Source organism: Phaeodactylibacter sp. (genome assembly GCF_040219495.1).
Classification (GTDB): domain Bacteria; phylum Bacteroidota; class Bacteroidia; order Chitinophagales; family Saprospiraceae; genus Phaeodactylibacter.
Window position 1 is genome coordinate 1 of record NZ_JAVJSK010000095.1, and the last position, 23,716, is coordinate 23,716.

The window sequence follows — 23,716 nt, forward strand, 5'->3', positions numbered from 1 at the left end:
TGCTGGCGGTAACAGGACTTGAACCTATGACCTACGGATTAATCCCGGTACACCGGGACCGCTCTAACCAGCTGAGCTACTGAGGCAACTTTATTTCAAAGCTCTTTTGCTGGCGGTAACAGGACTTGAACCTATGACCTACGGATTAATCCCGGTACACCGGGACCGCTCTAACCAGCTGAGCTACTGAGGCAACTTTATTTCAAAGCTCTTTTGCTGGCGGTAACAGGACTTGAATCTATGACCTGCGGATTAATCCCGGTACACCGGGACCGCTCTAACCAGCTGAGCTACTGAGGCAATTATGCGATAGAACGCTGAAATCTGGTGAATTTCAAAGTCTGTACTCACACACAAATCCTCTTTCTTTCAAAAGGCGAGTGCAAAGTTATACCATCTAAAATAAATGTGCAATCTTTGTAACAGAAAAATTTTAAAAATAATTCAGATGAGCCTATTAGCCGTTGGAACCGTAGCTTTTGACGACATCGAAACACCTTTTGGACGAGCCGAAAAAGTGGTAGGGGGCGCCGCTACCTACATCACGCTTGCCGCTTCTTATTTTACCGACCATCTCAAAATTGTATCTGTTATTGGAGATGACTTCCCGCAGGCAGAGCTGGACTTTATGTCGTCCAGAGGTATAGACCTGCAGGGCCTGCAAGTGAAGAAAGGCGAAAAATCTTTCTTCTGGGCAGGTAAGTACCACGATAACATGAATGACCGGGATACGCTTGATACCCAGCTCAACGTATTGGCTGACTTCAAGCCGGTCCTCCCGGATAGTTACAAGGATGCGGAATTCCTGATGCTGGGCAACCTGACACCATCCGTACAGTCCGAGGTTATTGACCAACTCAACAACCGGCCGAAGTTTATCGCTTTAGATACCATGAATTTCTGGATGGATACGGCCATGGAAAGCCTGCTGCAGGTCCTTAAAAAAATTGATGGCCTGATCATCAATGACGAAGAAGCCAGACAGCTTTCGGGCGAGCATTCCCTGGTGAAGGCAGCCGAAGTGATTCATGGCATGGGCCCCAAGCACCTCGTGATCAAAAAAGGGGAGCACGGAGCCTTGCTATTTGAAGGCGGCAAAGTGTTCTTTGCCCCGGCATTGCCTCTTGCTGAGGTCTTTGATCCAACCGGTGCAGGTGATACCTTCGCCGGTGGCTTCATGGGCTACATTGCCCGTACAGGCGACCTCTCCTTCGAGAATATGAAGCGTGCCGTGATCTACGGTTCTGCTATGGCTTCTTTCTGCGTAGAGAAGTTTGGTATCGAGCGGATGAAAGAGCTCAACAACAAAGCCATCAATAAGCGCATCGCCCGGTTTGTCGACTTGGTGAACTTCGATGCTGATATTGAACTCTAATCAGCGTAGTTCTGAGCCTGTAATACAAAGCCCCTGCAAGCAACAAATGCCTGCAGGGGCTTCCTTTTTTAGGAAAACACAGAGGTTTACCCTTCCATTTCTTCCAAAATCTGCTCCGTGTGAGCTTTGGTCTTCACTTTTTTGAAAACCTTCTCAATTTTGCCTTCCTCGTCAATAATGAAGGTAGTACGGTGTACCCCATCGTAGGTCTTGCCCATGAACTGCTTTTCGCCCCATACTTCGTAGGCATTCAGTACTTCTTTCTCCGTATCCGCCAGCAGTGGGAAAGGCAGATCGTGCTTTTTGATGAAGTTTTGGTGCTTCTTAGCGCTATCGGGGCTCACACCAAGCAACTCGTAGCCTTTAGTTTTGAGACCCTCAAAGTTGTCCCGCAGATTACAGGCTTCGGCCGTACAGCCCGGGGTGTTGTCTTTAGGGTAAAAAAACAGAATCAGCTTTTTGCCTTTGTAATCGGAAAGAGAAATGGTGTTTTCATTCTGGTCGATGCCAGTGAAATCCGGCGCTTTGTCGCCTTCCTTCAAAGTTGTCATTATTGGTGTGTTTTGATTTGCAATGCCTTTAGAACACAGGCAGCAGGCTTAGGTTCACCCCATTCTTACAGCTGATGGTAAAGCTGCCGAAGGCTTTCTACACTATGCCCGGGCGCAAAGATGTCAATAAACGGCATCGCTGCCTGCATGCCCTGAGTTTTGGGCTCATACCGGGTGCTCCCTGCCAATGGGTTGAGCCAGATCACTTTGGCTGCTTTCCGGTGTATGCGGCGCATGCTGCTTTCGAGCTGCTCCGTATCACCGGTGTCCCAGCCGTCGCTCATGATGATTACAACTGTCTGCCGGTTGAGCAGCCGGCTGCCGTATCGGCTGTAAAACCGGTGCAGGCTCGCTCCTATTTTGGTCCCACCCGACCACCCGCTGACCTGAACGGCGACTTCTTCTAGTGCTGATTTGAAATCGCGCTGCCGAAGTGCAGGGGTCACTCGGTACAACTGTGTGCTGAACGCAAAAGCTTCGATGCGCCGGTAGTTTGATTGGAAAGCGTATACAAATTGGAGCAAAAAACGGCTATACAAATCCATCGATTTACTGACATCACAAAGCAGGACGATTTGCTTTTTATGCCGGGCGGGCTTAAAATGCGCCAACTCCAGTAGTTCCCCTCCCCGCCTCATATTCTGCCGTAATGTTCTGCGTAAGTCAAGTTGCAGGGGTTTGTTAGACGCCTTTCGCCTTCGGCTTTCGCGTAAGGCCAGCGTGCGCGCAATCCGGTGTATCATCGCAGACATTTCACTGAGTTCTTCCTCGGCAAGCAAAGAGAAGTCCTTGCGGCTCAGGACTTCCTGCGTACTGTAGGTCGCCATCTCTGCTTCTTCTGTAGTGGTGTTGCCCTGTAGCCAGCTTTTGATGGACTGCAGGCCGGGCGTTCCTGACTTCCGGCTCTTTTGCTCCTTTTTGTCCCTGGCGTGTTTCACTTTTGAGTCTACTGCCTTTTCCAGCTCCCGCCAGTACTGTGTGTAGAGCTCATCAAAAATGCGGAGTTGAGCGTAGGTACGTGCCAAAGCAGAACGCAGGCACAGTTGCAATTGATCGGGGGTATCAAAAGGGCCCAATGTGCTCATTGCACGTAGCGCATCGGCCTCTTCCCCTGGTCCGATGGTAAACCCCTTTTGCCGGAGGAACCGGCAGAACGCTACGACATTAGCCGAGAGCGAAGTCTGTCGTTGTATCATTGGAGTATTCATTGCAGCGCCGTTTCCAGTTCTACCTTAAAGTCCTGTGCATCGCGGAAGCCTTTGAACCGGCTGATGGTCTGTTGCTTATCATCCAGAATAACGTAGGATGGATAGCTGATTTCTCCCTGCATCAAAGCGTAAGCCAGACTGTGCAGTGACTTCCGGCCGGTACTGACCAGTTGGAAGGTCTTCCCATTGATATTGATGGGCGGTGCTTTTTCGGCATTGAACTTGACAGGGTAGAAGTTTTCTTCGAGATAGGCGGTCACTTCAGGGTCTGAGAAGGTCTTCTGGTCCATCACTTTGCACCAGCGGCACCAGTCTGTGTACAGGTCTATGAAGATCGGTTTGGGTTGGTGTCGTTGCTGTTTCAGGGCATCAGACAATTCCAGCCAGGTGACCTCAGCTGTAGCTTCGGGGGCTTCCTGCTCTGCGTCCTGCCCTTCAGCGGCGCAGCCTGACAGGGCCAGCAGGGCGAGTAATAAAATGGCATATGGCTTCATGCTTAACGGACAGATTGATGATGAGCGGAGATGTTTTTCGCGGCAGGCTGACTGCTCATCGGGCAGCCGCAGTTGTAGGCTTTGCAGCCAGACAGCAGTGACAGGCTGGTAAAAAGCAAGCCAACTTTAAGAATAGTGCGCATAGAATAACGATATTGTTCTTTTGCAAATTAGTCAAAATCCCTGGTAAAGCCATGCCCAACCGGCCCCGTATCCTCATTGCCTGCCTCGACTGGGGGCTGGGCCATGCTGCCCGGAGCCTGCCCATTGCTGATAGGCTTCAGGCCCTTGGGGCACAGCCGGTCTTGGCCTCAGCGGGTGCAGCGGGCGCTTTCCTGCAGGCAGAACGGCCGGACCTGGAGTACATCCCTTTGCCGGCTTATGCAATCCACTACCGGCATAGCAGTATGGTTGCCAATATAGCGGTGCAGGCACCTAAACTGGCGCGTGTTGCCTGGCAGGAGCACCGGATGATCCAACGCTATATAGACGAACAGCAACTGAGCGGTATTATTTCGGATAATCGCTTTGGGGTTTTCTCGGATAAGGTGCCGAGCGTTTTTCTTACTCACCAACTGCGCCCCATTATGCCATACCCCTGGTTGCAGCTGCTCACCAACAGACTGATGCAGGTTTTTGTACAGCGCTTTCAGGAATGCTGGGTGCCCGATCTGCCTGATGGCAACGGGCTAAGTGGCAGGCTCAGCCACCCTCCTTTGGCTGGTATGCCTACGTATTATGTAGGCTGGCTCTCCCGTTTTACAGAGAGAAAGGCGGAAGCCGATTCCAGACCGACCCTCGATAGCCTGTCTATCCTTTCCGGGCCAGAACCACAGCGCACCCACCTCGAGGAGGCGCTGTTAGCTCAACTCAGGCAATTGCCGGGGCAGCATAAGTTGGTGCGTGGTATACCTACTGCAGCCCCTGCTCATTCTGTAGGGTCCGTACAGGTGCATTCTTATCTGAAAGGAGCGCGCCTCTGGGAAGAGATTTGCCGCGCTTCGGTGCTCATCGGCCGGCCAGGCTACAGCAGTTTGATGGACTGGGGGGCAGCGGGGAAAAAGGCATTGTGCATTCCCACGCCCGGACAGACCGAGCAGGAATACCTGGCACAACGCCTTCTGGCCGACGGGCGTATTGCCGTTCAGCAACAAGGTAGCTTGCAGCTAGGCGAGGGGATCCGGGAGGCACGCCATAGCCGGGGGCTTAGCGCGCCGGACTCCGGTAGCTTACTGCAGCAAAACCTGCAGCGCTTCCTGGCTAACCTTTCTGTTGTTTCAGCAGGTTGAGCAAATACTCGCCATAGCCACTTTTGAGGTATTTATTCCCCAGGCGCTCCAGCTGTTCGGCATCAATGAAGCCCCGCTCGTAAGCGACTTCTTCAATACATCCAATCTTAAGGCCCTGACGGTCTTCGATCACTTCAATGAACTGCCCGGCTTGCATGAGCGACTTGTGGGTACCGGTATCTAACCAGGCCACACCACGTCCCAGCACGCCTACATGAAGATCACCTTTATTCAGGTAATGCTTGTTGACATCGGTGATTTCGTACTCGCCCCGGGCACTTGGTTCCAGGTTTTTGGCAATGTCCACTACCTGATTGTCGTAGAAATAAAGACCAGGAACGGCATAGTTGGATTTAGGCTTTGCTGGTTTTTCCTCGATGGAAATGGCAATACCGTTCTCATCAAACTCGACTACGCCATAGCGCTCGGGGTCAGCTACCCAATAGGCGAAAACCACTCCACCTTTAGGATCATTGCTTTTACGGAGCAGTTCCTCCAGGCCGGCCCCGTAGAAAATATTATCACCCAGGATCAGCGCTGCCGGATCGCCATCAATGAAGGATTCGCCCAAGACGAAAGCCTGTGCCAGCCCGTTAGGCTCGTGCTGTGGGATGTAGGAGAAATTACACCCCAATTCACTACCATCACCAAGTAGCTTTTGGAAATTAGGCAGATCCTGCGGCGTGGAAATAATGAGAATGTCCTTAATCCCGGCCGACATCAGGGTCGATAGCGGGTAGTAGATCATGGGCTTGTCGTAAACGGGCATCAGCTGCTTGCTGACCGCCATAGTGAGGGGGTAAAGCCTCGTGCCAAGGCCGCCCGCCAGAATGATTCCTTTCATGGTATTCTATTCATTTGTTTAATAGAATTGATGCGTCGGGGATCATTACAGGGTCAAGATGGCTCTTTCCTTCTCACTGCACTGACCCGACGCATCAAGTCTAATGATCGATGGCTTGAAAGATACAACGAATCCTCAGGACCAGTTCCACCGGTTTGAACGGCTTTGTGACAAAGTCCGTGGCACCGGCTTTCTTGGCTTTTAGAATTTCTTCGCCTTCTTCCATCGGTGCGATCATAATGATGGGGATGTCCCATTCCAGGTCCTGCCGGATAAAATTGACCAGTTCCAAGCCGTTTTTCTTAGGGACGTCAATATCCGTGATCAGCATATCTGGCCTTTCTTTCTTGAGGACAGCTTCGGCTTCGGCACCGTCAGCCGTCAAAAAGAGTTCATACCCTTGTTTTTGCAATCGGAATTTGAGCGCGGTAAGCAGGATTTCCTCGTCTTCGCAAATGAGGATTTTTTTAAGGTCTTTCATAGGAGCATTTTGGGTAGGTATGAACCAAAGATAATAAAACATTTTTATCCCTTGTCCAGCTCCTTTTGCACCTCTTCCAGTACGATTTTGCAGTGCTGTAGCACCTGTTCCAGCAACAAAGCGATCTCACTTCGGCTGCCCTTCTCCTTTACTTGTTCATAGACCGATCTATGAATTTCGATCAGCTTCTTGTAGCCGGTGAATGGCAGGGTAGACTTGAAGTAGTGGGCTTGCCGCTCCAGTTTGGCCCATTCCTTTGCCTCAAAAGTACGCTGCATTAGAGTAGGATATGCGTTCAGGTCCTTTTTGAGCATTTCCAGCAGTCGGTGCCGGTCGTTAGCGTCATCGCCGGCCATGAGTTCCAGGTAATCCAGGTTTAGGTATTGGTATGGCATATGCTGGGTTGGGTTAGTGCTACTGAGCTAGCTTGGTTTCTTTGAGATTTGATGGAGCTGACGTTCGACGGCTGCGAATAACTGTTCGGGCTCGAAAGGCTTAAAAACGTAGTCGTTGAAGCCGCTCTGTTGAAATTGCAACTGCTGTGCAATATTAGCATGAGCGGTAATCGCTAACACTGGTAGGCTGGCTATGGGTTCCTGCTTCTGGTTCCGAATGACCTTCAGGGTTTCGAAACCATCCAATACGGGCATTTGGATATCCATCAGCACCAGGTCTATGTGCTCCTGGTCCAGGACTTTAAGGGCTTCCATGCCGTTGTCTGCCACCCAGACACTGACATTGGGCCACTTCTTCTGTATGGTCCGCCGGGCTACGATCTGATTCATTTTGTGGTCCTCCACAATTAAGAGGTGGAAAGCAAGATCGTCTGAGGGCTTGGCCGGTGGGTCTGCCGGTTGGTCACCCGGGACCTGAGCATATTCCAGCCACAGCTCAAAGAAAAACCGGGAGCCTTCTCCAATCGCGCTTTCTACTTGCAGCTTCCCACCCTGCTGCTCTACCAGGTTCTTCGCGATACTTAAGCCAAGGCCGGTTCCTTCGTAGATTTTATCAGCAATGGGTACCCGCACAAAAGTTTCGAAAATCTTGTCTTGCTGGTTTTCCGGAATACCTACGCCGGTATCGCTCACCTCAAACAACAGTTTCGCCCGGTTCGCCTCCCGTTGGTGACTTCTCACACGGAGCACTACCTCGCCTTCTTCGGTAAACTTAATCGCATTGCCCACCAGGTTGTACATGATTTGATTGAGCCGCAGTGCATCGCCAATAAAGGTGTCGGGTATCTCCGGAGCGATGTCTAATTCAAACTTCAGCCCCTTCTCGCGGGCTTTGTATTTCAACACACTCACGAGGCCGCACAACAGCTCGCCCAGGCTAAAGGCTTTCCGGGCAATGACCACTTTGTTATGCTGAATGGTAGACATCTCAAGGATATCACTAATGATGCTCAGAAGCAGGTCGGACGACCGCTTTATGGCATCCACATATTCACATTGCTCTGTATTCAGAGGCGTTTCAGTCAGCAAATTGCTCATTCCCAGAATGGCGTTCATGGGGGTTCGCATCTCATGGCTTATGCTGGCAATGAACTGCTCGCGCACTTTGGCCGCCTGCTCTGCTACGTCCCGCTCTTTTTTGAGCTCCTGGGCTTGTTTGCGCTCGGTGATATCCTGGATAATACCATTGTAGAAGGCTTTTCCATTGGAAAGTAAAGAAGCCGTACAGATCATGCTCACAAACCGGGGCTCGCCATTTTCCGGCTGTACCCAGGTGTCAATTTGGGCTTTTTTATTCAGTTGTGCCTGGTTTTGCAGCTTCATAAAAATGGAAAAAGGCCCTTCTGGTTTCATGATGTCTTCGCAGGTGAGCTTGCGCTGAAAGGAGCGGCTGAAAATACGGTAAAGTTCTTCTGAGCCAGAGAAAAAGTGCTCACTAGGGCTGCACTCCCAGTGCCCGATACGGGCCATCTGCTGGGTTTCTTCCAGGCGGTTGAGAATACTACTCCGCTCTATGGAAAACCGGAGCGACTTCGCCAGCCCGTCTTCATTAAATTCCCCTTTGACCAGGAAGTCCTGTGCTCCTGCCTGTACAGCCTCTACCCCTAGGGATTTGTCCTTCTGCCCGGTCATGACAATGACATTCAGTTTGGGAAACTGATAGAGCAGGGTTTCCAGGGTGCTGAACCCCTGACTGTCGGGCAGGCTCAAATCAAGCAGGACCGCAGCGTAATGATTGTTTTTTTGCTGAAGCTCGGCCTGCCCGTCGGCGAGGTTACTGACAGGTGTAATGGCACAGCTGAGCAGCTCTACATCCGAAAGGTAGGCCTGGACCAGGCGTGCAAAAACCGGATCATCCTCAATCAAAAGGATTTGATGAGTCTTTTCGATTTTGGCACTGCCTTCCATATTTTCTTCGTTAACGGGAAATAAACATAAAGTTAGCGCCTAGATCGCTAAGAACAAAGAGGCACAGGTTTTCTCTTGGGTCTTTGTACACTTGCCGGAAGGCATCTACCTTGGCCATCTCCACGACTTTCTTGGTGGCCAGTTCTTCCAGTGTACTGGCATTGACCGACCACGGGGGACCGTCTTCTGCTTCGTGGCTGAGCAATGGGATGCCAATATCAACGGAGTCCATTTGATGTATAATGAAAATAGGATAGGAAGAAACGTCCTGGTCGAGTATCGTATCTGCGGCCTGCCCTATTGTTGGCAGGTAAGGTTTGAGCTCGGTTTCCAGGCGCTCTATTTTGGCGTGTATAAATTCTTTGTTCATAACAACACAAATTAACGTAGCTCCAGTAAAGCTACATTTTCGATATGATGAGTGTGGGGGAACATGTCTACGGGCCGGGATTTTACCACCCGGTACTTCTCGTTCAGCAGTTGCAAGTCGCGGGCCTGTGTGGCCGGGTTACAGCTGACATACACCATGCGTGGAGCAGCCAGTTCAAGCAGCATCTCCACGACCTTAGGGTGCATGCCTGCACGGGGTGGATCAGTGATGAGCAAGTCCGGTTTCCCGTGGCGTTCTGCAAATGCTGAAGTCAGGATATCCTTAACATCTCCTGCGTAGAACACGGCATTATCTATATCGTTGAGCTGAGCATTGACTTCCGCATCAGCTATCGCTTCCGGGATTTCCTCAATACCTACTACCTGCCGGGAGGCCTGAGCCACATACAGCGCGATGCTCCCGATGCCGGTATAGAGGTCGTAGACGTTCTCCGTTCCTTTCAATGCTGCAAATTCAACTACAGTATCGTACAGGACTTTGGCCTGATAGGTATTGGTCTGAAAGAAGGACTTTGGCCCGACTTTGAAGCGCACATTGCCCAGGTGCTCTTCCACATAACCTTTGCCCGCGTAGGTGTGCATGTCCAGGTCGTAAAGGAAGTCGTTGACCTTGGTATTGATGCAGTAGGCAACCGTGGTGATTTGAGGGAAGCGCTCCATGACAGCATCCATAAACGGCTGATAACGTTTGGGGTCGTCTTTGTGGAAGCTGAAGAGTACGAGGGTCTCGCCTACGCTGGTGATGCGGAACATCACCTGCCGCAGAAAGCCCTCATGCTCCCGGGCATCGTGAAAGCTCAGGCCTTGCTCCAGCGCAATTTCCTTAATACCATTGCGCAAAGCATTGGAGGGGTCGGGCTGCAGCCAGCACTTCTCGATGTCTATGACTTTATCGAAAGCACCCGAGCGGTGAAAGCCCAGGACATTTGCCTTATTGGAGATATCGGACTCGATTTCCTCCCGCGTCAGCCAGCGCTTATTAGAAAACGAGAACTCCATTTTGTTGCGGTAAAAGGTCGTTTGCTCGGCAGCACGGATGGGCAGGAAGGCTTCCACTTCGACTTTGCCGATTCGGGTCAGTGCATCGTGGACCACCTTTTCCTTTTCGCGGGCCTGTGCCTCGTAACTGAGGTGCTGCCACTTACAGCCACCGCACAGCCAGAAGTGCGCACAAACCGGCTCTGTCCGGTCGGGGGAATACGATTTGATCTCCTGAGCAGTACCCATGAGCACGCCCTTCTTTTTGCGCTTGACCAGCACATCGGCCACATCGCCTGGCGCAACGCCATCTGCGAAGATGACTCTTCCTTCGGCATCCCGGCCTACGGATCGGCCCTTATCGGCAATGCCCGTAAAACGGACATCAGTATAAATTTTTGGCTTCTTTCTTCTGCCCATTGATTTCATGGTTTTCGGGGGCAAAGGTAGGCAAAAATCGCTGTGCCTAATCAATAAGACAACAGACTTGATACGCTGGCGGGTAAGAACGGTATGAAACAGCGGGCGGACTGGTGGCCTCAGCATGAAGTTATTGGCCCGCAGGAAATGGCGTTTGCGATAACAGATTCAACCACTTTGCAGTAAAATGCTGTTATTGTAATAGATTGGTGCTCATCCGGAGCTGTTTGGGAAAGCCGGTCGTTCAGCCGCCGCTATACATTGATGCGGATAAAAGCTGCCGGCCGGGAAGAAGAGCAGCCTCAATAGTGAACTAATGGGCATATTTTTTATTTAGCCAATCATCAATAACCGCAACCACTATGTCAATTTCGATACAGATGCAGCTCAACGAAAAGTTGTATCTCAAGAATCCGCAGGATACGAAGCTGGGTAAGAAAATTATTCAGTACAGTATTATTCTGATCGATGAAATTGGGTTTGAAGCCTTCACCTTCAAAAAATTGGCCGACCGGATCGAATCAACTGAGGCTTCCGTATACCGCTATTTTGAGAACAAGCACCGGTTGCTGGTCTACCTGCTGTGCTGGTATTGGGAATGGATGAAGTTCCGCATTGATTACAATACCATGAATATTGAGGACCCCCGGCGGAAGCTCAGCATTGCCATTTCCGCTATTGTGGATACTTCACGCCGCAATACCTCTATTGAGTTTGTAGACGAAGATGTCCTGCACCGCATCGTCGTAGCGGAGGCCACCAAGGCTTACCATACCAAGCAGGTCGATGAAGAAAACAAAGAGGGCTTTTTCATCACCTACAAAAGCCTTTCTAAACGGATTGCGAAAATCATCGTAGAGGTTAACCCGGCCTACGCTTACCCCCGGGCACTGGCCAGTACGCTGCTGGAAATGGCCAACAACCATATTTATTTTGCCCAGCACCTGCCTTCCCTTACAGACATAGAAGTGAAGGACGACGATTTGAGCCAGGTAGAGCAGTTGCTGGAAGACTTCGCGTTCGGTCTGTTGGACCGATAGTCGCATTAGTCGAACATCTTCGTCTGCCCGTCGTCTTCCACATCAAAGTCGATGCTGTCCCCCGGTTGCAGTTTTTCTGCCGGGCTGGATTCAGACTGTGTTTCCTGCTGCATAGGCTCCACAGCCAACAGGCGCTGATCAGCGACTTTGTTGCCCATCGCCCGCCAGCCTTTGACATCGATGAAGTCTTCGATATCCAGTTCCTGGTCAATCTTTTGGCTGCCATCTTTAATTTGATAGCGGATGGCAGCGCCCGGCTTCGGAGACGCAAACAACAGCTTGCTTTTTTTATGTTCTGTAATGAAGGGGAAACGCTGATTCGTAGAAGTGGTTTCAACCTGGAACCGCTTCGCTACGGACCAGCCGCGCTCGCCTTCGAAGTAAACGGCACTGACAACAGCCTCCGGGTCAAATTTGCCGATGGAGACGATTTCCTTCGGGTCAAATTTTTTGTTCAGGTCAAGCTCCAGGACCTCATAGGAGCCCTCCTTATAAATGGCGAAGATCTGGTCGCCGGAGCTGAACTCGCCCAGCAACTGCCCACGCTCATCGGTATTGAGCCGGCCACTGACTTCGTCCATCCAAATTTTGATGGCGCCCAGGGTGGACTGCCCTTCTTCCTTAAGGGAAACTTTGCGCACCGTGTACTTGGTCACGGTGTTCCCCTTTGAGCTCCGCCCCTTGATATCAAGCTCGCTGAAGTCGTAGTCAAAGACTTTATTGCGGGCCCGGCTCCCCTGTGTGAGCTGTACCGTGACCACTTCCGCCTCTCCATTGGGGTTGGCGGTGAAATAGAGCGGCTTAGAACCGTTTTCGCCCGTCGTCATATCGTATTCGCGGTCACGCGTAATGGACTGTACCTGGAACCGCTTGGCAAAAGTCCGCCCGGTTTTGCCATCTACGTACAGGGCATTATAAGTGGTGCGGTCGTCGCCTTTCTTCCAGACATCAATATGGATAATATCCTTGCCGGCGAATACCTTGTCGGCAATCCGGGAGACTTGGTATTTGCCATCTTTTCGGAAGACAATGATATCTGCAATATCAGAGCACTCACAAACAAACTCGTCCTTTTTCAGGCCGGTACCAAAGAAACCTTCTTTGCGGTCTACGTACAGTTTGGCATTTTTGGCAACAACCTCAGTCGCTTCAATATTTTCGAACGCGGTAATGATAGTGCGCCGCTCTTTGCCCTTACCGTGTTTCTGCAGCAGGTTTTCGTAGTAGGCAATGGCGTAATCGTTGAGGTGGTCGAGGTGGTGCTGTACCTCTTTGAGCTCTTCCTCGAGCTTCTTGATTTGTTCCTCTGCCTTAAAGGTATTGTATTTGGAAATCCGCTTGATCCGGATTTCAGTCAGGCGCACCAAATCGTCCTCCGAAATATCCCGGAGCAGCTCCAGGCGGTCATCGTTTTTCCTGGCCCGCTCTCCGGGTACGCGCACGTATTTACGCAAGCCGCTGTCTACGGCTTCGAGCACGGCTTCCCAGGTTTCACATTGCTCAATATCCCGGTAAATGCGTTGTTCTATAAATATTTTCTCCAGGCTGGCAAAGTGCAGTTTTTCCAGCAGCTCGCCTTTGCGGATCTCCAGTTCCAGCTTCAGCAAGGCTTTGGTTTGCTGCGTACAAATGTCGAGGATCTCCTCCACCGTCATGAAGTGGGGCTTATCCTTAATAATGACACAGGCGTTGGGCGAGATAGAGATTTCACAATTCGTGAAGGCATAGAGGGCGTCTATGGTGAGGTCAGGGGATACCCCGCTGCCCAGCTCCACTAAGACTTCCACATGCTCCGCGGTATTATCAACAACTTTCTTAATCTTTATCTTGCCTTTATCGTTCGCCTTCAGGATACTGTCAATCAGGGACTGCGTGGTAGTGGCGTAGGGGAGTTCCCGAACGGCAAGCGTACTTTTGTCGACCGCTTCGATCTTAGCCCGGACTTTAACCCGGCCGCCCCGTTTACCTCCTTTATAGTCGGAGACGTCAATCATGCCGCCCGTCTGAAAATCAGGGTAAATCTTGACTTTTTTGCCCTCCAGCAGCTTGATGGAAGCCTTGATCAGCTCGTTGAAGTTATGTGGCAGGATTTTGGTGGAAAGCCCCACCGCAATGCCATCAGTACCTTGCGCCAGTAGCATGGGGAATTTCATTGGCAGCCCGATGGGCTCCTTTTTTCGGCCGTCGTAGCTCAGCTGCCAATTCGTTGTTTGAGGATTGAAAGCGACCTCCAGTGCAAATTTGGTCAGGCGGGCTTCGATATAACGCGCTGCTGCCGCGCTGTCGCCGGTACGTACATCCCCCCAGTTGCCCTGAGGGTCAATCAGCAGGTCTTTTTGGCCCAGGTTTACCAGGGCGTCACCAATGGCAGCATCACCGTGCGGGTGGTACTGCATGGTCTGCCCGATAATATTCGCCACCTTATGATAGCGTCCATCGTGCATCTCCCGCATAGCATGCAAAATCCGCCGCTGCACGGGCTTCAGTCCGTCGATAATGCCAGGTACGGCGCGCTCCAGGATCACATAGGAAGCGTAGTCCAGGAAGTAATCTTCGTACATCCCCTTGAGGGTGATGATATTTTCCTGTCCGTTCTGCTCAACTGTCTCACTCATAATTTCAACTTACTTCGGGCCTGTGTTTCGCTCAAAAGTACAAAAATACCGCCAAAAAAATAAACAAAAAATTTTATAAAAATAATAATTAAAACAATTGGCGTGTAGCACCGTATGCAGCAAAGTTATGCAGGCAGCGAATTCCACCCGTCAGGCGTTATTGAGGCAAAGCGGCAGACTATTTTATGCCATCGTATTGCCAACGATCTTTGGTTTAGCACAGAAAAGACAAAGCGCTTGCGCTTTCCCGGTTGTATCTTTTGCTGAATTGCGGTAATTTGGGCTAATTGAACATACATGAATATCGCTTTGCCCTTAGAAAATGACGAGAAAGGCTTTATCCAAGCCTGCGTTCGCCGGGAACGCTGGGCTCAGAAGGTGCTGTACGAAGAATACTACAGCCGCATGATGGGCGTATGCCTGCGCTATGCTACCGACGAAGAGGAAGCATTGGATATTCTGCACGAAGGCTTTATCAAAGTCTTCCGGCATATCGGCAAGTATAAGCCTGGTACATCGCTTTCCGCCTGGATACGGCGTATTATGGTCAATACATCAATTGACTACTTTCGGAAAAACAGCCGGCGCCGTACGGAGAACATGGACGAGGCTTATGATATCAGCACTGATGATCCTGATGCCATCAGCCAGTGCACGGAGCAGGAAATTCTTGAGGCCATTCAGGGGCTTACGCCTTCGTACCGGGCCGTATTTAACCTGTACGTTATTGAAGGCTATGCCCATAAGGAGATTGCTGAATTACTCGATATTACTGAAAGCACGTCCAGGTCTAATCTGGTCAAAGCGCGGTCGAAATTGAAAGAAATACTGAGCGAACGATTGTAAACCAATATGAAAAAAACAGAAGATCACCAGTTTGATGAGCAGATCCGCCAGAAGATGACCCACCTCCGGCAAGATACAGGTATGCCGGATTGGGAAGCTTTCGAGGAGCGGCTGGATGCGGCAGAGGAACTGGATGCCGGCCCTGCAAAAGCAGATCCACGCGAGGTGGATGAGGTGATCTTTGGTAAGATGCATCAGTTTGAAGTGCCTTATAAACCTTCTCATTGGGCACGTATGGAAACCACGCTCAATGAGTTGTTTACCTGGCCACAGTATGTACTCCGGTACAAGTCTATGGAACTGGCCCTCTTCCTCCTACTATTTATTACCTGCTGGCAATATTTGCCCAAACTGGGCGCGCCTGTCGCCGGGTTGTCGGCTCCCGTGCAGCAGGATAGCTATAATAAGGCTGCGACCACGGCCCAATCAGATGCAGAGCGTGAGGCGGTTATGCAGGGAGGTGCTATCAGCGGCTCAATTGCCAAAGGTCATAGCCCCACTTCCGCTACTGCTTCCGGAACAGCAAGTTCTAGTGAAGCCTCAGGTGCTGGAGCTGCTTCAGCCGAAAGTCGGGACACACCACAGCTTACCGCTGAAAGCCTTCCGGCATCTTCTCCTTCGGCAGCACCTAGTTTGGCCTACCTGGAGCTCCTGCCTGCCGCTGCCGGGCGGGGTATGGTGCAATCGGAACAGGTCTTACCGGTACATAAATTACCGGTCTCCTTCATTAAAAACAAGGAAACACTGGCTTCTGCACTTCCCACGCCTGCAAGAACAGCTATGCTGCCCGGGCTACCGTTTCAGCAACTCCTCACCGATCCGTCAACGGATTTAGGTGATGCAAAGGTGGAGCGCATCAAAAAAGGCCCCACGTTAATTGTGGGCATGTTTGGCAGTGCAGACTACAACCACATCGTGGTGCCTGCAAGCTCCGAAAAACGTTTGGCTGAAAGTTTCGAGCGGGCGGCCCTGGGGTACGGGGGGGGGCTTTCCTTAAGCGCAGATTTTGGCCGGCTGGAGGTAACGTTAGGGGCGATTTACGCGGCACGCTATTACCCGGTGGGCATCGTATATGTGCGTGGCGGGTTGCTTTCCGGTCTTCGGGGAGATGAGCTGCGCACCACGGAGCTTAACATCCTCAATGTGCCGCTGCACTTTCGGTACGACTACATTCAGCACAATAAATGGCGGGCTTATGTACTGGCTGGCGGCTCCGTACAGGTGGCTTTTCAAACCAATTATTACACCGCGGAAGCTCCGCAGTATGATTTCATGCCTGCAATACTGCCACTGGTTACAGATGGCGGCGGCGAGTCAGAGATCGACCGGATACGCAGGAATGGCAAGGGCTGGTTTGAAAGCGGCAGTTTTGAAGACAATGCCTACCTTTCTTTTAATTTTGGATTTGGTGCAGAACGCTACTTCTCAGACCGCTGGAGCCTCTTCGTACAGCCGGTCTATCAGCATTCTATCCATTACTTCAAAAGTGAGAATGGCCTGGGCCCGAATAACGACCGGATCAATTCATTGTCTGTCTTGTTTGGTACCCGTGTGCGCCTAAGATAAGTTTACTTCCGCTAAATTTAAGCAGACAGCCCATGAACCATGAAATCAACGGATAACTATTTGGGCTTCAGTGTCTTGGCAAACGTAAGCAGTGCCAAGCTGTTGGAATTAATCCGGGTTTGATTTCCTAAAGCCATAAAGGCAATGCCCATCCTACTCCCCTTCCTTCAGCCGGAAACCCACGCCGTGGATGTTTTCAATTTTCAGCCGCTCATCACTACGCAGGTATTTACGTAAGCGCGAGATGAACACATCGAGGCTTCGGCCCAGGAAGTAGTCATCTTCGCCCCAGAGCTGTTTGAGGATATCGGAGCGGCGAACGACCTGATTGCGCTGCTCCGCAAAAAGCTTGAGCAGATCGGCCTCCTTTTGCGTCAGCTGCCGGGGCTCCCCCTTGCCCTTTAACAATAGATTTTGGTAGTCAAAGCGGAACTGCCCAAGCGTATAGGCTGAAGGGGCATCCGGGAACGGGATCTGGCTGCGGCGCAGAAAGATTTCCACTTTCAGCATGAGCTCTTCAATGCTAAAAGGCTTGGTGATGTAGTCATCTGCTCCGAGGCGGAGCCCTTTGAGGCGGTCTTCCTTGAGGGACTTGGCGGTCAGGAAGAGGATAGGCGTATGTGTATCCTGCTCCCGGATGCGGCGGGCGATGGTGAACCCATCAATATCCGGCAGCATCACATCAAGGATATAGAGGTTGATATCAAGTTTTTTTTGTTCTATGATTTGTATGGCCTCCTTTCCAGTCGCACAGTGCGTGATTTGATAGCCTTGCAGCTCCAGGTTGTCGCGGGTTACGAAACTCAGGCTCTCGTCGTCTTCAACGTATAGCAGGTGTGCTTTCATGAGTTGATTTTAGCGTGTTCAGGCGCTCGTGAGCCGGGTCGAGGCCCGGCGAAAGTGAGTGGAAAAAAAGGTGCGCAGCTGGTGCCACCAGCTTTTGAAGCCCGGTTGAAGAATCGGGATTTGCAAGGATACGTTTGTGCCTTCGCCGGGCGTACTTTCAATATTGAGCTGCCAGCCCTGAGCATCGCAAATGCTTTTGACATAATACAACCCGAGCCCAAAGCCTTTAACCTTATGCACATTACCTGTAGGGACGCGGTAAAATTTACTGAAAATCCGGCTAAGGTGCTCTTTGGAAATCCCCACGCCCCTGTCTTCAATCTGAATGTTGATGTGCTGCTCTGAGGAAAAGGCATACAACCGGACCTCCGGCCGTTCGCAGCAGTACTTAATGGCGTTGTCCAGCAGGTTGTGCAGAATATTGGTAAAATGCAGGCGGTCTGCCTCTATGAAAACCTCCTCAAGCCGGATGTCGCTCTCAAGCGTACCGCCTTGTTTTTCGACCTGTACAGCAGTGCTGTTGACGATGGCATTGAGTGCTTCCGGAACAGAAAACCGCTCGATTTTGAGCTCAAAGTTGCCCTGCTCAATGCGGGCCAGCTGCAGCACTTTCTCCACCTGACTGTTGAGGCGTTTATTTTGTTCAAGAATGATGTTGGCATAGCGCATCAGCCGCTGATTGGCTTGTACTTCCGGCGCACTTTGAAAGACATCCGCTGAGATTTTTATAGTAGAAATCGGTGTCTTGAACTCATGCGTCATATTGTTGATGAAGTCCTTTTGCAGTTCGGAGAGGCGCTTTTGGCGCAGCATGATGTACATGGAGTAGGCAAAAAACACCAGTACAATCAGGAGGATGGCTGAAAAGAAAATGGAGAGCTGCATCTTGCCCAGCAGATAGCCGGACCGGTTCGGGAACTTGACGCTAAAGTAATAGGTGAACTTGTCATCTTTGGGCAAGTGCCCGAGTTCGGTGAGATCAGGTTGCTTACCGGGGTTGAAGCTGCAGTAGTTGCCGTACATCATCTCGTTGGTCGTACAGTCGTACACCGCATACTCAAAATCGACGTAAAGGGCGAGGCGTTCGAACTCCTTTTGCAGGAAATACTCCAGGTGCTCGTCGTCAATTTCACTATCAATATTAACGACGTAGGAGTTGGTCGTCCGCTGATTGACAATATTGCGGGGTGGCAGGTCGCCCCCGCTCAGGTCGGCCAGGCCACAAGCTGTGCGGTAGAGGGCAAGGCTTGCCTTTTTGCTAAAATCTTCCTCATTGATATTCCAGGTATTGATAACCCAATAAGCCTGCATGCCGATAATGCCCGCAATGGCAATCGCACCTAAGAGGATGACCCGGAAAATCAAACTATTCTTCATAAAAGAGCTCTAAGCTAAAAGTTTTTACAATTTACCAGTCCGCAGGGGGATTGTGAAATGCTTAACAGCTCTTTAACAAAAAAACCAAAGAACTGCAAAAGCTATGGATTATTCGGGTCAGTACGCTACATTTGTACAGCCCGTGAAAAGAATAGCCTCCATATCACTTTTCTGTATGCTAACCGGCGTACTGCTTGTGTTTGCCGTAAGCCCGGCAGCCGCACAGGCTAATCCTTTCGACCTTACGCCCCGTTTGTCGGCCAAGGCCAAGGCAGATACTCTATTGGGCACCACGCCCGTAACGGGCAACCCTTTCGATATCATGCCTGCCCAGCCCAATGAAACCTCTTCGGAGCGGATACTGCCGCCACCCGATGCGGGCTTTTCCTCCAAGCCTGTTGTGACTATTGACAGCCGTTATAACCGGGTGGTGTTTATCACTATGGTAGCGGGTCTGCTGCTACTTACCATATTGATCACGCTGTTCCGGGCTCAACTTGGGCGCGCTTACCGGGCTTTTCTGAATGACAACCTGCTCAATCAGTTGCAGCGGGAGCGGGAAGGTGGGGGTGGATTGCCGTATTATTTGTTTTATGGGTTATATATGGTGTCAGCCGGTTTTTTTGTCTTTTTGCTCACCGAGTACTTTAAGGTACCGGTTACCGATTCGCCCTTGCGCAGCCTCCTGTTTTGTATGTTTGGCGTTGCGCTATTTTGGCTTGGCAAACACCTGCTGCTTACTTTTATCCGCCTGGTCTTTCCCGTAGAAAAGGAGGTGCGCATCTACAATATGACCCTGGTTGTTTTTAACCTGATTTTGGGTGTTTTCCTGATAATAGGGAACGGTCTTTTTGCCTACGGCCCGCAGACTATGAAAATGCCGCTGTTGTATTTGCTTTTAACAGTCATAGCCGGCGTCTATTTATTTATGTTTTTACGGAGCTTGTTTTCGGTGGGCCGCTTTGTCTCTTTTCATAAGTTTCACTTTTTGTTGTATATTTGCACCGTTGAAATAGCTCCTATCCTGATCTTGGTCAAGTTGTTAATCGAGACTTAGGAAAGACCTGTAGATTAAGATCAGGAACTGTGTTCCAGCTTGCTTGAGAGGCCAACCGATTGGCCGGGTAAACGCACAGGGGCAAAAAACCCAAAAATTGTTGTTGCATGGCAGCAAATGGCAAAGTAAAAGAAGAGACTTACAAGCCGGTAAAAACCATCCTGATATCCCAGCCGAAGCCGGAGCGATCTCCTTACTACGACTTAGAACAGAAATATGGACTGACCATTGACTGGCGCCCGTTCATCCACGTAGAAGAGGTATCCGCAAGGGAGTTCCGCAAATCCAAGATTAAGCCTGACGAGTATACTGCTGTTATCTTGACCAGCAAGAACGCGATAGACCATTACTTCCGGGTTTGCGAAGAGTCCCGTATCAAGGTCTCTCAGGATATGAAATACTTCTGCCTTTCTGAAGCGATTGCGAACTACTTGCAGAAGTTTATCGTGTACCGGAAGCGGAAAGTGTTTGTAGGCAAACGCACCATTCAGGACCTTGCGCCGGCTTTGAAAAAGCATAAAAAAGAAAAATTCCTTTTGCCTTGCTCTAATCTCGGAGCGAAGCAGGTAAGTTCTTATTTGAAGGAAAACAAATTTGACTGGCAGGACGCGATGATGTACCAAACGGTGAGCAGCGATCTGTCCGACCTTAGTAATGTCACCTACGATGTGCTCGTATTCTTTAGCCCGCTGGGCATTAAATCACTTTACGAGAACTTCCCGGACTTCAAGCAGAACGATACCCGAATGGCCATCTTTGGCAATTCTACTAGTAAAGAGGTAGAAAAGCAGGGGCTGACCATCAATATCAAAGTGCCTGCTCCGGGCATCACTTCTATGGCTACAGCGCTGGAAAAGTACCTGGAGAAGGCCAATAAAGACTTGTAGTAGGTACACTGCCTAAGCTTGCAATAATCTGCAAACAGCCCCAAAATGCGCATAGCACTTTGGGGCTGTTGCGTTGTGCAACTATTCAGTACGCTTCAGAGTTTACTGGGTATGCAGCATTCATTTATTCAAGCTATTGCAGATCAGCTCAAGGAGCCTCTGCCAGGGCAGGCGGCACAGTATCGTATGGCGCACGTTGTACGGCAGCAGTCCGTTCAGGCACCTCCCGGTGCCCGTCAGGCTGGGGTATTGGCCTTGTTCTATCCTTATCAATCAGACTGGCACCTTGTGTTTATCGAACGGCAGCCCCACCACGGGCAAGACCGGCACGCAGGGCAGATCAGCTTTCCGGGCGGGAAGTTTGAAGACTCGGATGCCTCTTTGGAGGAAACAGCACTGCGGGAAACCGAGGAAGAAGTGGGGGTTCCCGTTGATACAATTGAAGTCTTGGGCAAGCTGACGGAGCTGTATATACCGGTAAGCAATTTTCAAGTGCACCCCTATGTAGGCTTCGCTACGAGCCGTCCGGCTTTTGTACCCGATACAGAAGAAGTGAGTGAAATCCTGGAGGTTCCCTTTAGGCACTTGGCCCAACCTGCCACCCGCCGAAAAACCAATCTGCAACTGGCGACCAATATTACACTCAAAGGCGTACCTTACTTTGATGTGGAGGGCAAAATCCTGTGGGGCGCTACGGCTATGATGGTCAGTGAGTTGCTGGCAGTAGCTGAACGGACAGGGCTGGTGTCATCCTGATGGCATCAACGTGGGTACCGGTATGCTCCCCCATATCTAATCGGTTGACCGCTGGCGTTTGTGTTTTGGGGTCTTTTTCCCCTGCCCATTCTTCATGGGTGGCGTAGGGCTCAATGTGCACCGGTGGCAACCTCCTGTAACACGGGCATACCCGAATAAATCTCCTGACTGAGGTCAATGATTTCCGCCATGGGTTACTAATTGGACAACACCCGATAAATCATCAGGCCTAGTAGCACAAGGATGAGGATAACAAAAAACCCGGAAGCCGCATCATCGAAAAGCCGCTCCACCGTATCTATGTACTTGGACCCGAAATAGATGCCCACCCCGAGAATGACGGTACCCATAAAGATTTGCTTTGCCCTCATAACGGATTAAAGAAAGTCATAGCTGTCGCCCGCTGCCGGCTTGGAGCGGTTGCCGTCCACATTCTCGAAGCTCCAGTCGTACTGATGCAGCTCCATCAGGCAATGCGTAAGCAGGTCAATGCAGTGCTTAATGTCGGACTTGTTGGCCATTTCGATGGTTTGGTGCATATTGCGGAGAGGGATGGAAATGGCTCCTGCAATCGCCCCTTTCTTGCCATAACGTTGAATCCCGGCCGTATCCGTACCACCCGCCGGCAGGACCTCCGGTTGCCAGGGGATATCGTGCCCATCGGCGGTTTGCTTCATGAAATTGACCATGCGGTAGTCGCAAATGGTCATGCCGTCCATAATCTTAATGGCGGCACCCTTGCCCAGGCTCGTTACGTACTCATGCGATTGCGCACCGGGCACATCAAAGGCGATGGTCACATCCAGACCAAAGCCAAAATCCGGGTCGATCAGGTGAGCAGAAGAAATAGCGCCACGCAGCCCCACCTCTTCCTGTACGGTGAAGACGCCGTAAATATCGTAAGGCACAGACTGATCTTTCAGGGCACGCAGCGTTTCGAGCAAAATGAAAACCGATACCCGGTTATCCATAGATTTGCTGTTGATGCAATCGCCCATTTCGATGAGCTCCCGTTCCCGGGTAATCGGGTCACCAATGGCTACGTACTTTTGCACCTCTTCCCGGGGCAGGCCCAGGTCAATGTAGTACTCGCTGATCGGCAGCTGCTTGTTGCGCTCTTCCGGCTTCATCAGGTGGATGGGCTTGCTCCCCATAACACCAATGAGGTCCTTACGCCCGTGCACGATCACCCGCTGTGAGGTAAGGGTCTTGGGGTCGAAGCCACCCAGTGTATGGAAGCGGATGAACCCGTCTTCATCAATATGCGTGACCATAAACCCGATCTCGTCCATATGTGCAGCTACCATGACCTTCTTGTCCTGCTGCCCTTTCCGGATCGCCACTACATTACCCATGGCGTCTACCTCTACCCGGTCAACCAGTGGGGTTACTTCAGACAGAATGTACGAACGGATACGCTGTTCGTGCCCTGGCGCGCCGGGGGTTTCGCATATTTTCTTGAGCAGCTCGACGTTGATCATATAAGCGGATTTAAAGTCGTTTAAGAACGATTAAAGAATTGGCCCAATGATGAGGGTGTTCTTTTAATCGACCCTTAGATTAGAATATGCTGCGAAAATAAAGGACAAACTAAGGATTTCCGACTTATTCCTGAAAAAAAACCTATGCGCTACAGGAATAGTGGCCCCGTCGCTTAGTGCGTCAGCACACTGTGGTGCTGCAGCAAGGCTTGCATCACTTCAGACTGAATGCTTTTGGTCTTGTCTCTGGCATACCACTTTTGGGTTTCGACGATGGTTTCCTGCTGCAATACTTTTTTGGCTTTGGCATCTTCCAGTTGCTGGAGTTTTGTTTTGTAGTCTATGACTATTTGTTGTACCGCTGCCGGCCTTGGGCCCCAACTGCCAGCCACTTCACCACTGGAATCGTTGATGAAGATGATTTTAGGGATGGAGCGCCCGCCATTCGTCAGGAAGGCATCCATGATATCAGGGTGCTCGTCCCGCAGGATTAACTTCAGGGAAAGGCGTGGGCTGGCTTCTGCCAGTTTTTGAAGAACAGGGATGACCTGAGCGGCATCACCACACCATGCTTCTGTCAGTACGAGCATCGTAACCGGAGCTTGCAGGCGCTCAATGCCCCCGAGGGTTTCCGGCGTAAGCCTGCTGGTTTTGTCCAGGCGGCTCATGCGCGAACGGTTGAGGTCGGTATAATGCAGCATAGCTTCGCTATGGTTGGCGCCAGTAGTTTTGCCTTCGGTGCGTAAGCTTTCAATATGTGCGCGGTATTCGGAGTAGCTCATGGCTTGTTCTATTACCGAAGCAGCGATTTTTTTCATAAGAAGTAACAATTTAGTTTTGATTGCCGACCGG

At 50.8% G+C, this 23,716-nt stretch carries 24 protein-coding genes; 8 read left to right on the forward strand and 16 right to left on the reverse strand.

Annotated elements, in window-relative coordinates; genetic code table 11:
* Positions 1 to 448 precede the first annotated feature (448 nt).
* Positions 449 to 1,375 carry a PfkB family carbohydrate kinase gene (locus RIC19_RS14590; RefSeq protein ID WP_350179067.1) on the forward strand — a complete coding sequence of 309 codons (927 nt, stop codon included), beginning with the start codon at positions 449 to 451 and terminating at the stop codon, positions 1,373 to 1,375.
* Between the two features lie 86 nt (positions 1,376 to 1,461).
* On the opposite strand, the gene bcp is transcribed toward RIC19_RS14590, so the two are convergent.
* The 4 genes from bcp to RIC19_RS14610 all read right to left on the reverse strand — a co-directional run bounded on the left by bcp (position 1,462) and on the right by RIC19_RS14610 (position 3,771).
* On the reverse strand, positions 1,462 to 1,926 hold the full coding sequence (gene bcp, locus RIC19_RS14595) for a thioredoxin-dependent thiol peroxidase (RefSeq protein ID WP_350179068.1): 465 nt from the start codon (positions 1,924 to 1,926) through the stop codon (positions 1,462 to 1,464).
* 65 nt (positions 1,927 to 1,991) lie between these two features.
* Positions 1,992 to 3,134, reverse strand: coding sequence for a vWA domain-containing protein (locus tag RIC19_RS14600; protein ID WP_350179069.1), 1,143 nt, complete (start codon positions 3,132 to 3,134; stop codon positions 1,992 to 1,994).
* On the reverse strand, positions 3,131 to 3,628 hold the full coding sequence (locus RIC19_RS14605; RefSeq protein WP_350179070.1) for a thioredoxin family protein: 498 nt from the start codon (positions 3,626 to 3,628) through the stop codon (positions 3,131 to 3,133). The genes RIC19_RS14600 and RIC19_RS14605 overlap by 4 nt, the downstream gene beginning before the upstream one ends.
* A gap of 2 nt (positions 3,629 to 3,630) precedes the next feature.
* A complete protein-coding gene (locus RIC19_RS14610) occupies positions 3,631 to 3,771 on the reverse strand; it encodes a hypothetical protein (RefSeq protein WP_350179071.1) in 141 nt (46 codons plus the stop codon).
* 51 nt (positions 3,772 to 3,822) lie between these two features.
* On the opposite strand from RIC19_RS14610, the gene RIC19_RS14615 reads away from it, so the two are divergent.
* Positions 3,823 to 4,917 (forward strand): glycosyl transferase family 28, encoded by a 1,095-nt coding sequence (locus RIC19_RS14615; protein ID WP_350179072.1) that lies wholly within the window; start codon positions 3,823 to 3,825, stop codon positions 4,915 to 4,917.
* Here the strand turns inward: RIC19_RS14615 and rfbA are convergent.
* From rfbA to rlmD, 6 genes are all read right to left on the reverse strand, one after another.
* Positions 4,889 to 5,761 (reverse strand): glucose-1-phosphate thymidylyltransferase RfbA, encoded by an 873-nt coding sequence (rfbA, locus tag RIC19_RS14620; protein ID WP_350179073.1) that lies wholly within the window; start codon positions 5,759 to 5,761, stop codon positions 4,889 to 4,891. The genes RIC19_RS14615 and rfbA overlap by 29 nt on opposite strands.
* A gap of 100 nt (positions 5,762 to 5,861) precedes the next feature.
* Complete coding sequence (locus tag RIC19_RS14625; RefSeq protein WP_350179074.1) at positions 5,862 to 6,242, reverse strand: response regulator; 381 nt, start codon at positions 6,240 to 6,242, stop codon at positions 5,862 to 5,864.
* 44 nt (positions 6,243 to 6,286) lie between these two features.
* Positions 6,287 to 6,637: a hypothetical protein gene (locus RIC19_RS14630; RefSeq protein WP_350179075.1), complete on the reverse strand. Its 351-nt coding sequence runs from the start codon at positions 6,635 to 6,637 to the stop codon at positions 6,287 to 6,289.
* Between the two features lie 27 nt (positions 6,638 to 6,664).
* Positions 6,665 to 8,605, reverse strand: a complete 1,941-nt coding sequence (locus RIC19_RS14635) for a hybrid sensor histidine kinase/response regulator (protein WP_350179076.1) — start codon at positions 8,603 to 8,605, stop codon at positions 6,665 to 6,667.
* Positions 8,606 to 8,615: 10 nt separating this feature from the next.
* Positions 8,616 to 8,975, reverse strand: coding sequence for a hypothetical protein (locus tag RIC19_RS14640; RefSeq protein ID WP_350179077.1), 360 nt, complete (start codon positions 8,973 to 8,975; stop codon positions 8,616 to 8,618).
* Between the two features lie 11 nt (positions 8,976 to 8,986).
* Positions 8,987 to 10,393, reverse strand: coding sequence for a 23S rRNA (uracil(1939)-C(5))-methyltransferase RlmD (gene rlmD / locus RIC19_RS14645; protein ID WP_350179078.1), 1,407 nt, complete (start codon positions 10,391 to 10,393; stop codon positions 8,987 to 8,989).
* Positions 10,394 to 10,755: 362 nt separating this feature from the next.
* On the opposite strand from rlmD, the gene RIC19_RS14650 reads away from it, so the two are divergent.
* Positions 10,756 to 11,433: a TetR/AcrR family transcriptional regulator gene (locus RIC19_RS14650; protein ID WP_350179079.1), complete on the forward strand. Its 678-nt coding sequence runs from the start codon at positions 10,756 to 10,758 to the stop codon at positions 11,431 to 11,433.
* Between the two features lie 5 nt (positions 11,434 to 11,438).
* Here the strand turns inward: RIC19_RS14650 and RIC19_RS14655 are convergent, their stop codons facing one another.
* A complete protein-coding gene (locus tag RIC19_RS14655) occupies positions 11,439 to 14,048 on the reverse strand; it encodes a DNA gyrase/topoisomerase IV subunit A (RefSeq protein WP_350179080.1) in 2,610 nt (869 codons plus the stop codon).
* 297 nt (positions 14,049 to 14,345) lie between these two features.
* Here RIC19_RS14655 and RIC19_RS14660 point away from each other — a divergent pair, with 297 nt between their 5' ends.
* Both RIC19_RS14660 and RIC19_RS14665 read left to right on the forward strand, forming a co-directional pair.
* Positions 14,346 to 14,894 carry an RNA polymerase sigma factor gene (locus RIC19_RS14660; RefSeq protein ID WP_350179081.1) on the forward strand — a complete coding sequence of 183 codons (549 nt, stop codon included), beginning with the start codon at positions 14,346 to 14,348 and terminating at the stop codon, positions 14,892 to 14,894.
* 6 nt (positions 14,895 to 14,900) lie between these two features.
* A complete protein-coding gene (locus RIC19_RS14665) occupies positions 14,901 to 16,460 on the forward strand; it encodes an outer membrane protein (RefSeq protein WP_350179082.1) in 1,560 nt (519 codons plus the stop codon).
* A gap of 153 nt (positions 16,461 to 16,613) precedes the next feature.
* Here RIC19_RS14665 and RIC19_RS14670 read toward each other — a convergent pair whose 3' ends face one another.
* Both RIC19_RS14670 and RIC19_RS14675 read right to left on the reverse strand, forming a co-directional pair.
* On the reverse strand, positions 16,614 to 17,306 hold the full coding sequence (locus tag RIC19_RS14670; RefSeq protein WP_350179083.1) for a response regulator transcription factor: 693 nt from the start codon (positions 17,304 to 17,306) through the stop codon (positions 16,614 to 16,616).
* A gap of 18 nt (positions 17,307 to 17,324) precedes the next feature.
* Positions 17,325 to 18,683 (reverse strand): sensor histidine kinase, encoded by a 1,359-nt coding sequence (locus RIC19_RS14675; protein ID WP_350179084.1) that lies wholly within the window; start codon positions 18,681 to 18,683, stop codon positions 17,325 to 17,327.
* A 103-nt stretch (positions 18,684 to 18,786) separates the two neighbouring features.
* Here RIC19_RS14675 and RIC19_RS14680 point away from each other — a divergent pair, with 103 nt between their 5' ends.
* The 3 genes from RIC19_RS14680 (at position 18,787) to RIC19_RS14690 (ending at position 21,383) form a co-directional block, all read left to right on the forward strand.
* Positions 18,787 to 19,740, forward strand: coding sequence for a DUF4271 domain-containing protein (locus RIC19_RS14680; protein ID WP_350179085.1), 954 nt, complete (start codon positions 18,787 to 18,789; stop codon positions 19,738 to 19,740).
* 107 nt (positions 19,741 to 19,847) lie between these two features.
* On the forward strand, positions 19,848 to 20,627 hold the full coding sequence (locus tag RIC19_RS14685) for a uroporphyrinogen-III synthase (RefSeq protein ID WP_350179086.1): 780 nt from the start codon (positions 19,848 to 19,850) through the stop codon (positions 20,625 to 20,627).
* A gap of 45 nt (positions 20,628 to 20,672) precedes the next feature.
* Positions 20,673 to 21,383, forward strand: a complete 711-nt coding sequence (locus RIC19_RS14690; protein ID WP_350179087.1) for an NUDIX hydrolase — start codon at positions 20,673 to 20,675, stop codon at positions 21,381 to 21,383.
* Positions 21,384 to 21,580: 197 nt separating this feature from the next.
* Here RIC19_RS14690 and RIC19_RS14695 read toward each other — a convergent pair whose 3' ends face one another.
* The 3 genes from RIC19_RS14695 to RIC19_RS14705 form a co-directional block, all read right to left on the reverse strand.
* Complete coding sequence (locus RIC19_RS14695) at positions 21,581 to 21,733, reverse strand: hypothetical protein (RefSeq protein WP_350179088.1); 153 nt, start codon at positions 21,731 to 21,733, stop codon at positions 21,581 to 21,583.
* 27 nt (positions 21,734 to 21,760) lie between these two features.
* Entirely contained in the window at positions 21,761 to 22,864 is a 1,104-nt protein-coding gene (locus tag RIC19_RS14700) for a M42 family metallopeptidase (protein WP_350179089.1), read from the reverse strand.
* Between the two features lie 173 nt (positions 22,865 to 23,037).
* A complete protein-coding gene (locus RIC19_RS14705; protein WP_350179090.1) occupies positions 23,038 to 23,682 on the reverse strand; it encodes a thioredoxin family protein in 645 nt (214 codons plus the stop codon).
* Between the last annotated feature and the right edge of the window lie 34 nt (positions 23,683 to 23,716).

Bases quoted from the DNA above. Each gene is read 5' to 3' on its own strand.
- RIC19_RS14590 (WP_350179067.1), top strand. From the start codon at position 449: ATGAGCCTATTAGCCGTTGGAACCGTAGCTTTTGACGACATCGAAACA.
- bcp (WP_350179068.1), bottom strand. From the start codon at position 1,926: ATGACAACTTTGAAGGAAGGCGACAAAGCGCCGGATTTCACTGGCATC.
- RIC19_RS14600 (WP_350179069.1), bottom strand. From the start codon at position 3,134: ATGAATACTCCAATGATACAACGACAGACTTCGCTCTCGGCTAATGTC.
- RIC19_RS14605 (WP_350179070.1), bottom strand. From the start codon at position 3,628: ATGAAGCCATATGCCATTTTATTACTCGCCCTGCTGGCCCTGTCAGGC.
- RIC19_RS14610 (WP_350179071.1), bottom strand. From the start codon at position 3,771: ATGCGCACTATTCTTAAAGTTGGCTTGCTTTTTACCAGCCTGTCACTG.
- RIC19_RS14615 (WP_350179072.1), top strand. From the start codon at position 3,823: ATGCCCAACCGGCCCCGTATCCTCATTGCCTGCCTCGACTGGGGGCTG.
- rfbA (WP_350179073.1), bottom strand. From the start codon at position 5,761: ATGAAAGGAATCATTCTGGCGGGCGGCCTTGGCACGAGGCTTTACCCC.
- RIC19_RS14625 (WP_350179074.1), bottom strand. From the start codon at position 6,242: ATGAAAGACCTTAAAAAAATCCTCATTTGCGAAGACGAGGAAATCCTG.
- RIC19_RS14630 (WP_350179075.1), bottom strand. From the start codon at position 6,637: ATGCCATACCAATACCTAAACCTGGATTACCTGGAACTCATGGCCGGC.
- RIC19_RS14635 (WP_350179076.1), bottom strand. From the start codon at position 8,605: ATGGAAGGCAGTGCCAAAATCGAAAAGACTCATCAAATCCTTTTGATT.
- RIC19_RS14640 (WP_350179077.1), bottom strand. From the start codon at position 8,975: ATGAACAAAGAATTTATACACGCCAAAATAGAGCGCCTGGAAACCGAG.
- rlmD (WP_350179078.1), bottom strand. From the start codon at position 10,393: ATGGGCAGAAGAAAGAAGCCAAAAATTTATACTGATGTCCGTTTTACG.
- RIC19_RS14650 (WP_350179079.1), top strand. From the start codon at position 10,756: ATGTCAATTTCGATACAGATGCAGCTCAACGAAAAGTTGTATCTCAAG.
- RIC19_RS14655 (WP_350179080.1), bottom strand. From the start codon at position 14,048: ATGAGTGAGACAGTTGAGCAGAACGGACAGGAAAATATCATCACCCTC.
- RIC19_RS14660 (WP_350179081.1), top strand. From the start codon at position 14,346: ATGAATATCGCTTTGCCCTTAGAAAATGACGAGAAAGGCTTTATCCAA.
- RIC19_RS14665 (WP_350179082.1), top strand. From the start codon at position 14,901: ATGAAAAAAACAGAAGATCACCAGTTTGATGAGCAGATCCGCCAGAAG.
- RIC19_RS14670 (WP_350179083.1), bottom strand. From the start codon at position 17,306: ATGAAAGCACACCTGCTATACGTTGAAGACGACGAGAGCCTGAGTTTC.
- RIC19_RS14675 (WP_350179084.1), bottom strand. From the start codon at position 18,683: ATGAAGAATAGTTTGATTTTCCGGGTCATCCTCTTAGGTGCGATTGCC.
- RIC19_RS14680 (WP_350179085.1), top strand. From the start codon at position 18,787: ATGGATTATTCGGGTCAGTACGCTACATTTGTACAGCCCGTGAAAAGA.
- RIC19_RS14685 (WP_350179086.1), top strand. From the start codon at position 19,848: ATGGCAGCAAATGGCAAAGTAAAAGAAGAGACTTACAAGCCGGTAAAA.
- RIC19_RS14690 (WP_350179087.1), top strand. From the start codon at position 20,673: ATGCGCATAGCACTTTGGGGCTGTTGCGTTGTGCAACTATTCAGTACG.
- RIC19_RS14695 (WP_350179088.1), bottom strand. From the start codon at position 21,733: ATGGGTACCGTCATTCTCGGGGTGGGCATCTATTTCGGGTCCAAGTAC.
- RIC19_RS14700 (WP_350179089.1), bottom strand. From the start codon at position 22,864: ATGATCAACGTCGAGCTGCTCAAGAAAATATGCGAAACCCCCGGCGCG.
- RIC19_RS14705 (WP_350179090.1), bottom strand. From the start codon at position 23,682: ATGAAAAAAATCGCTGCTTCGGTAATAGAACAAGCCATGAGCTACTCC.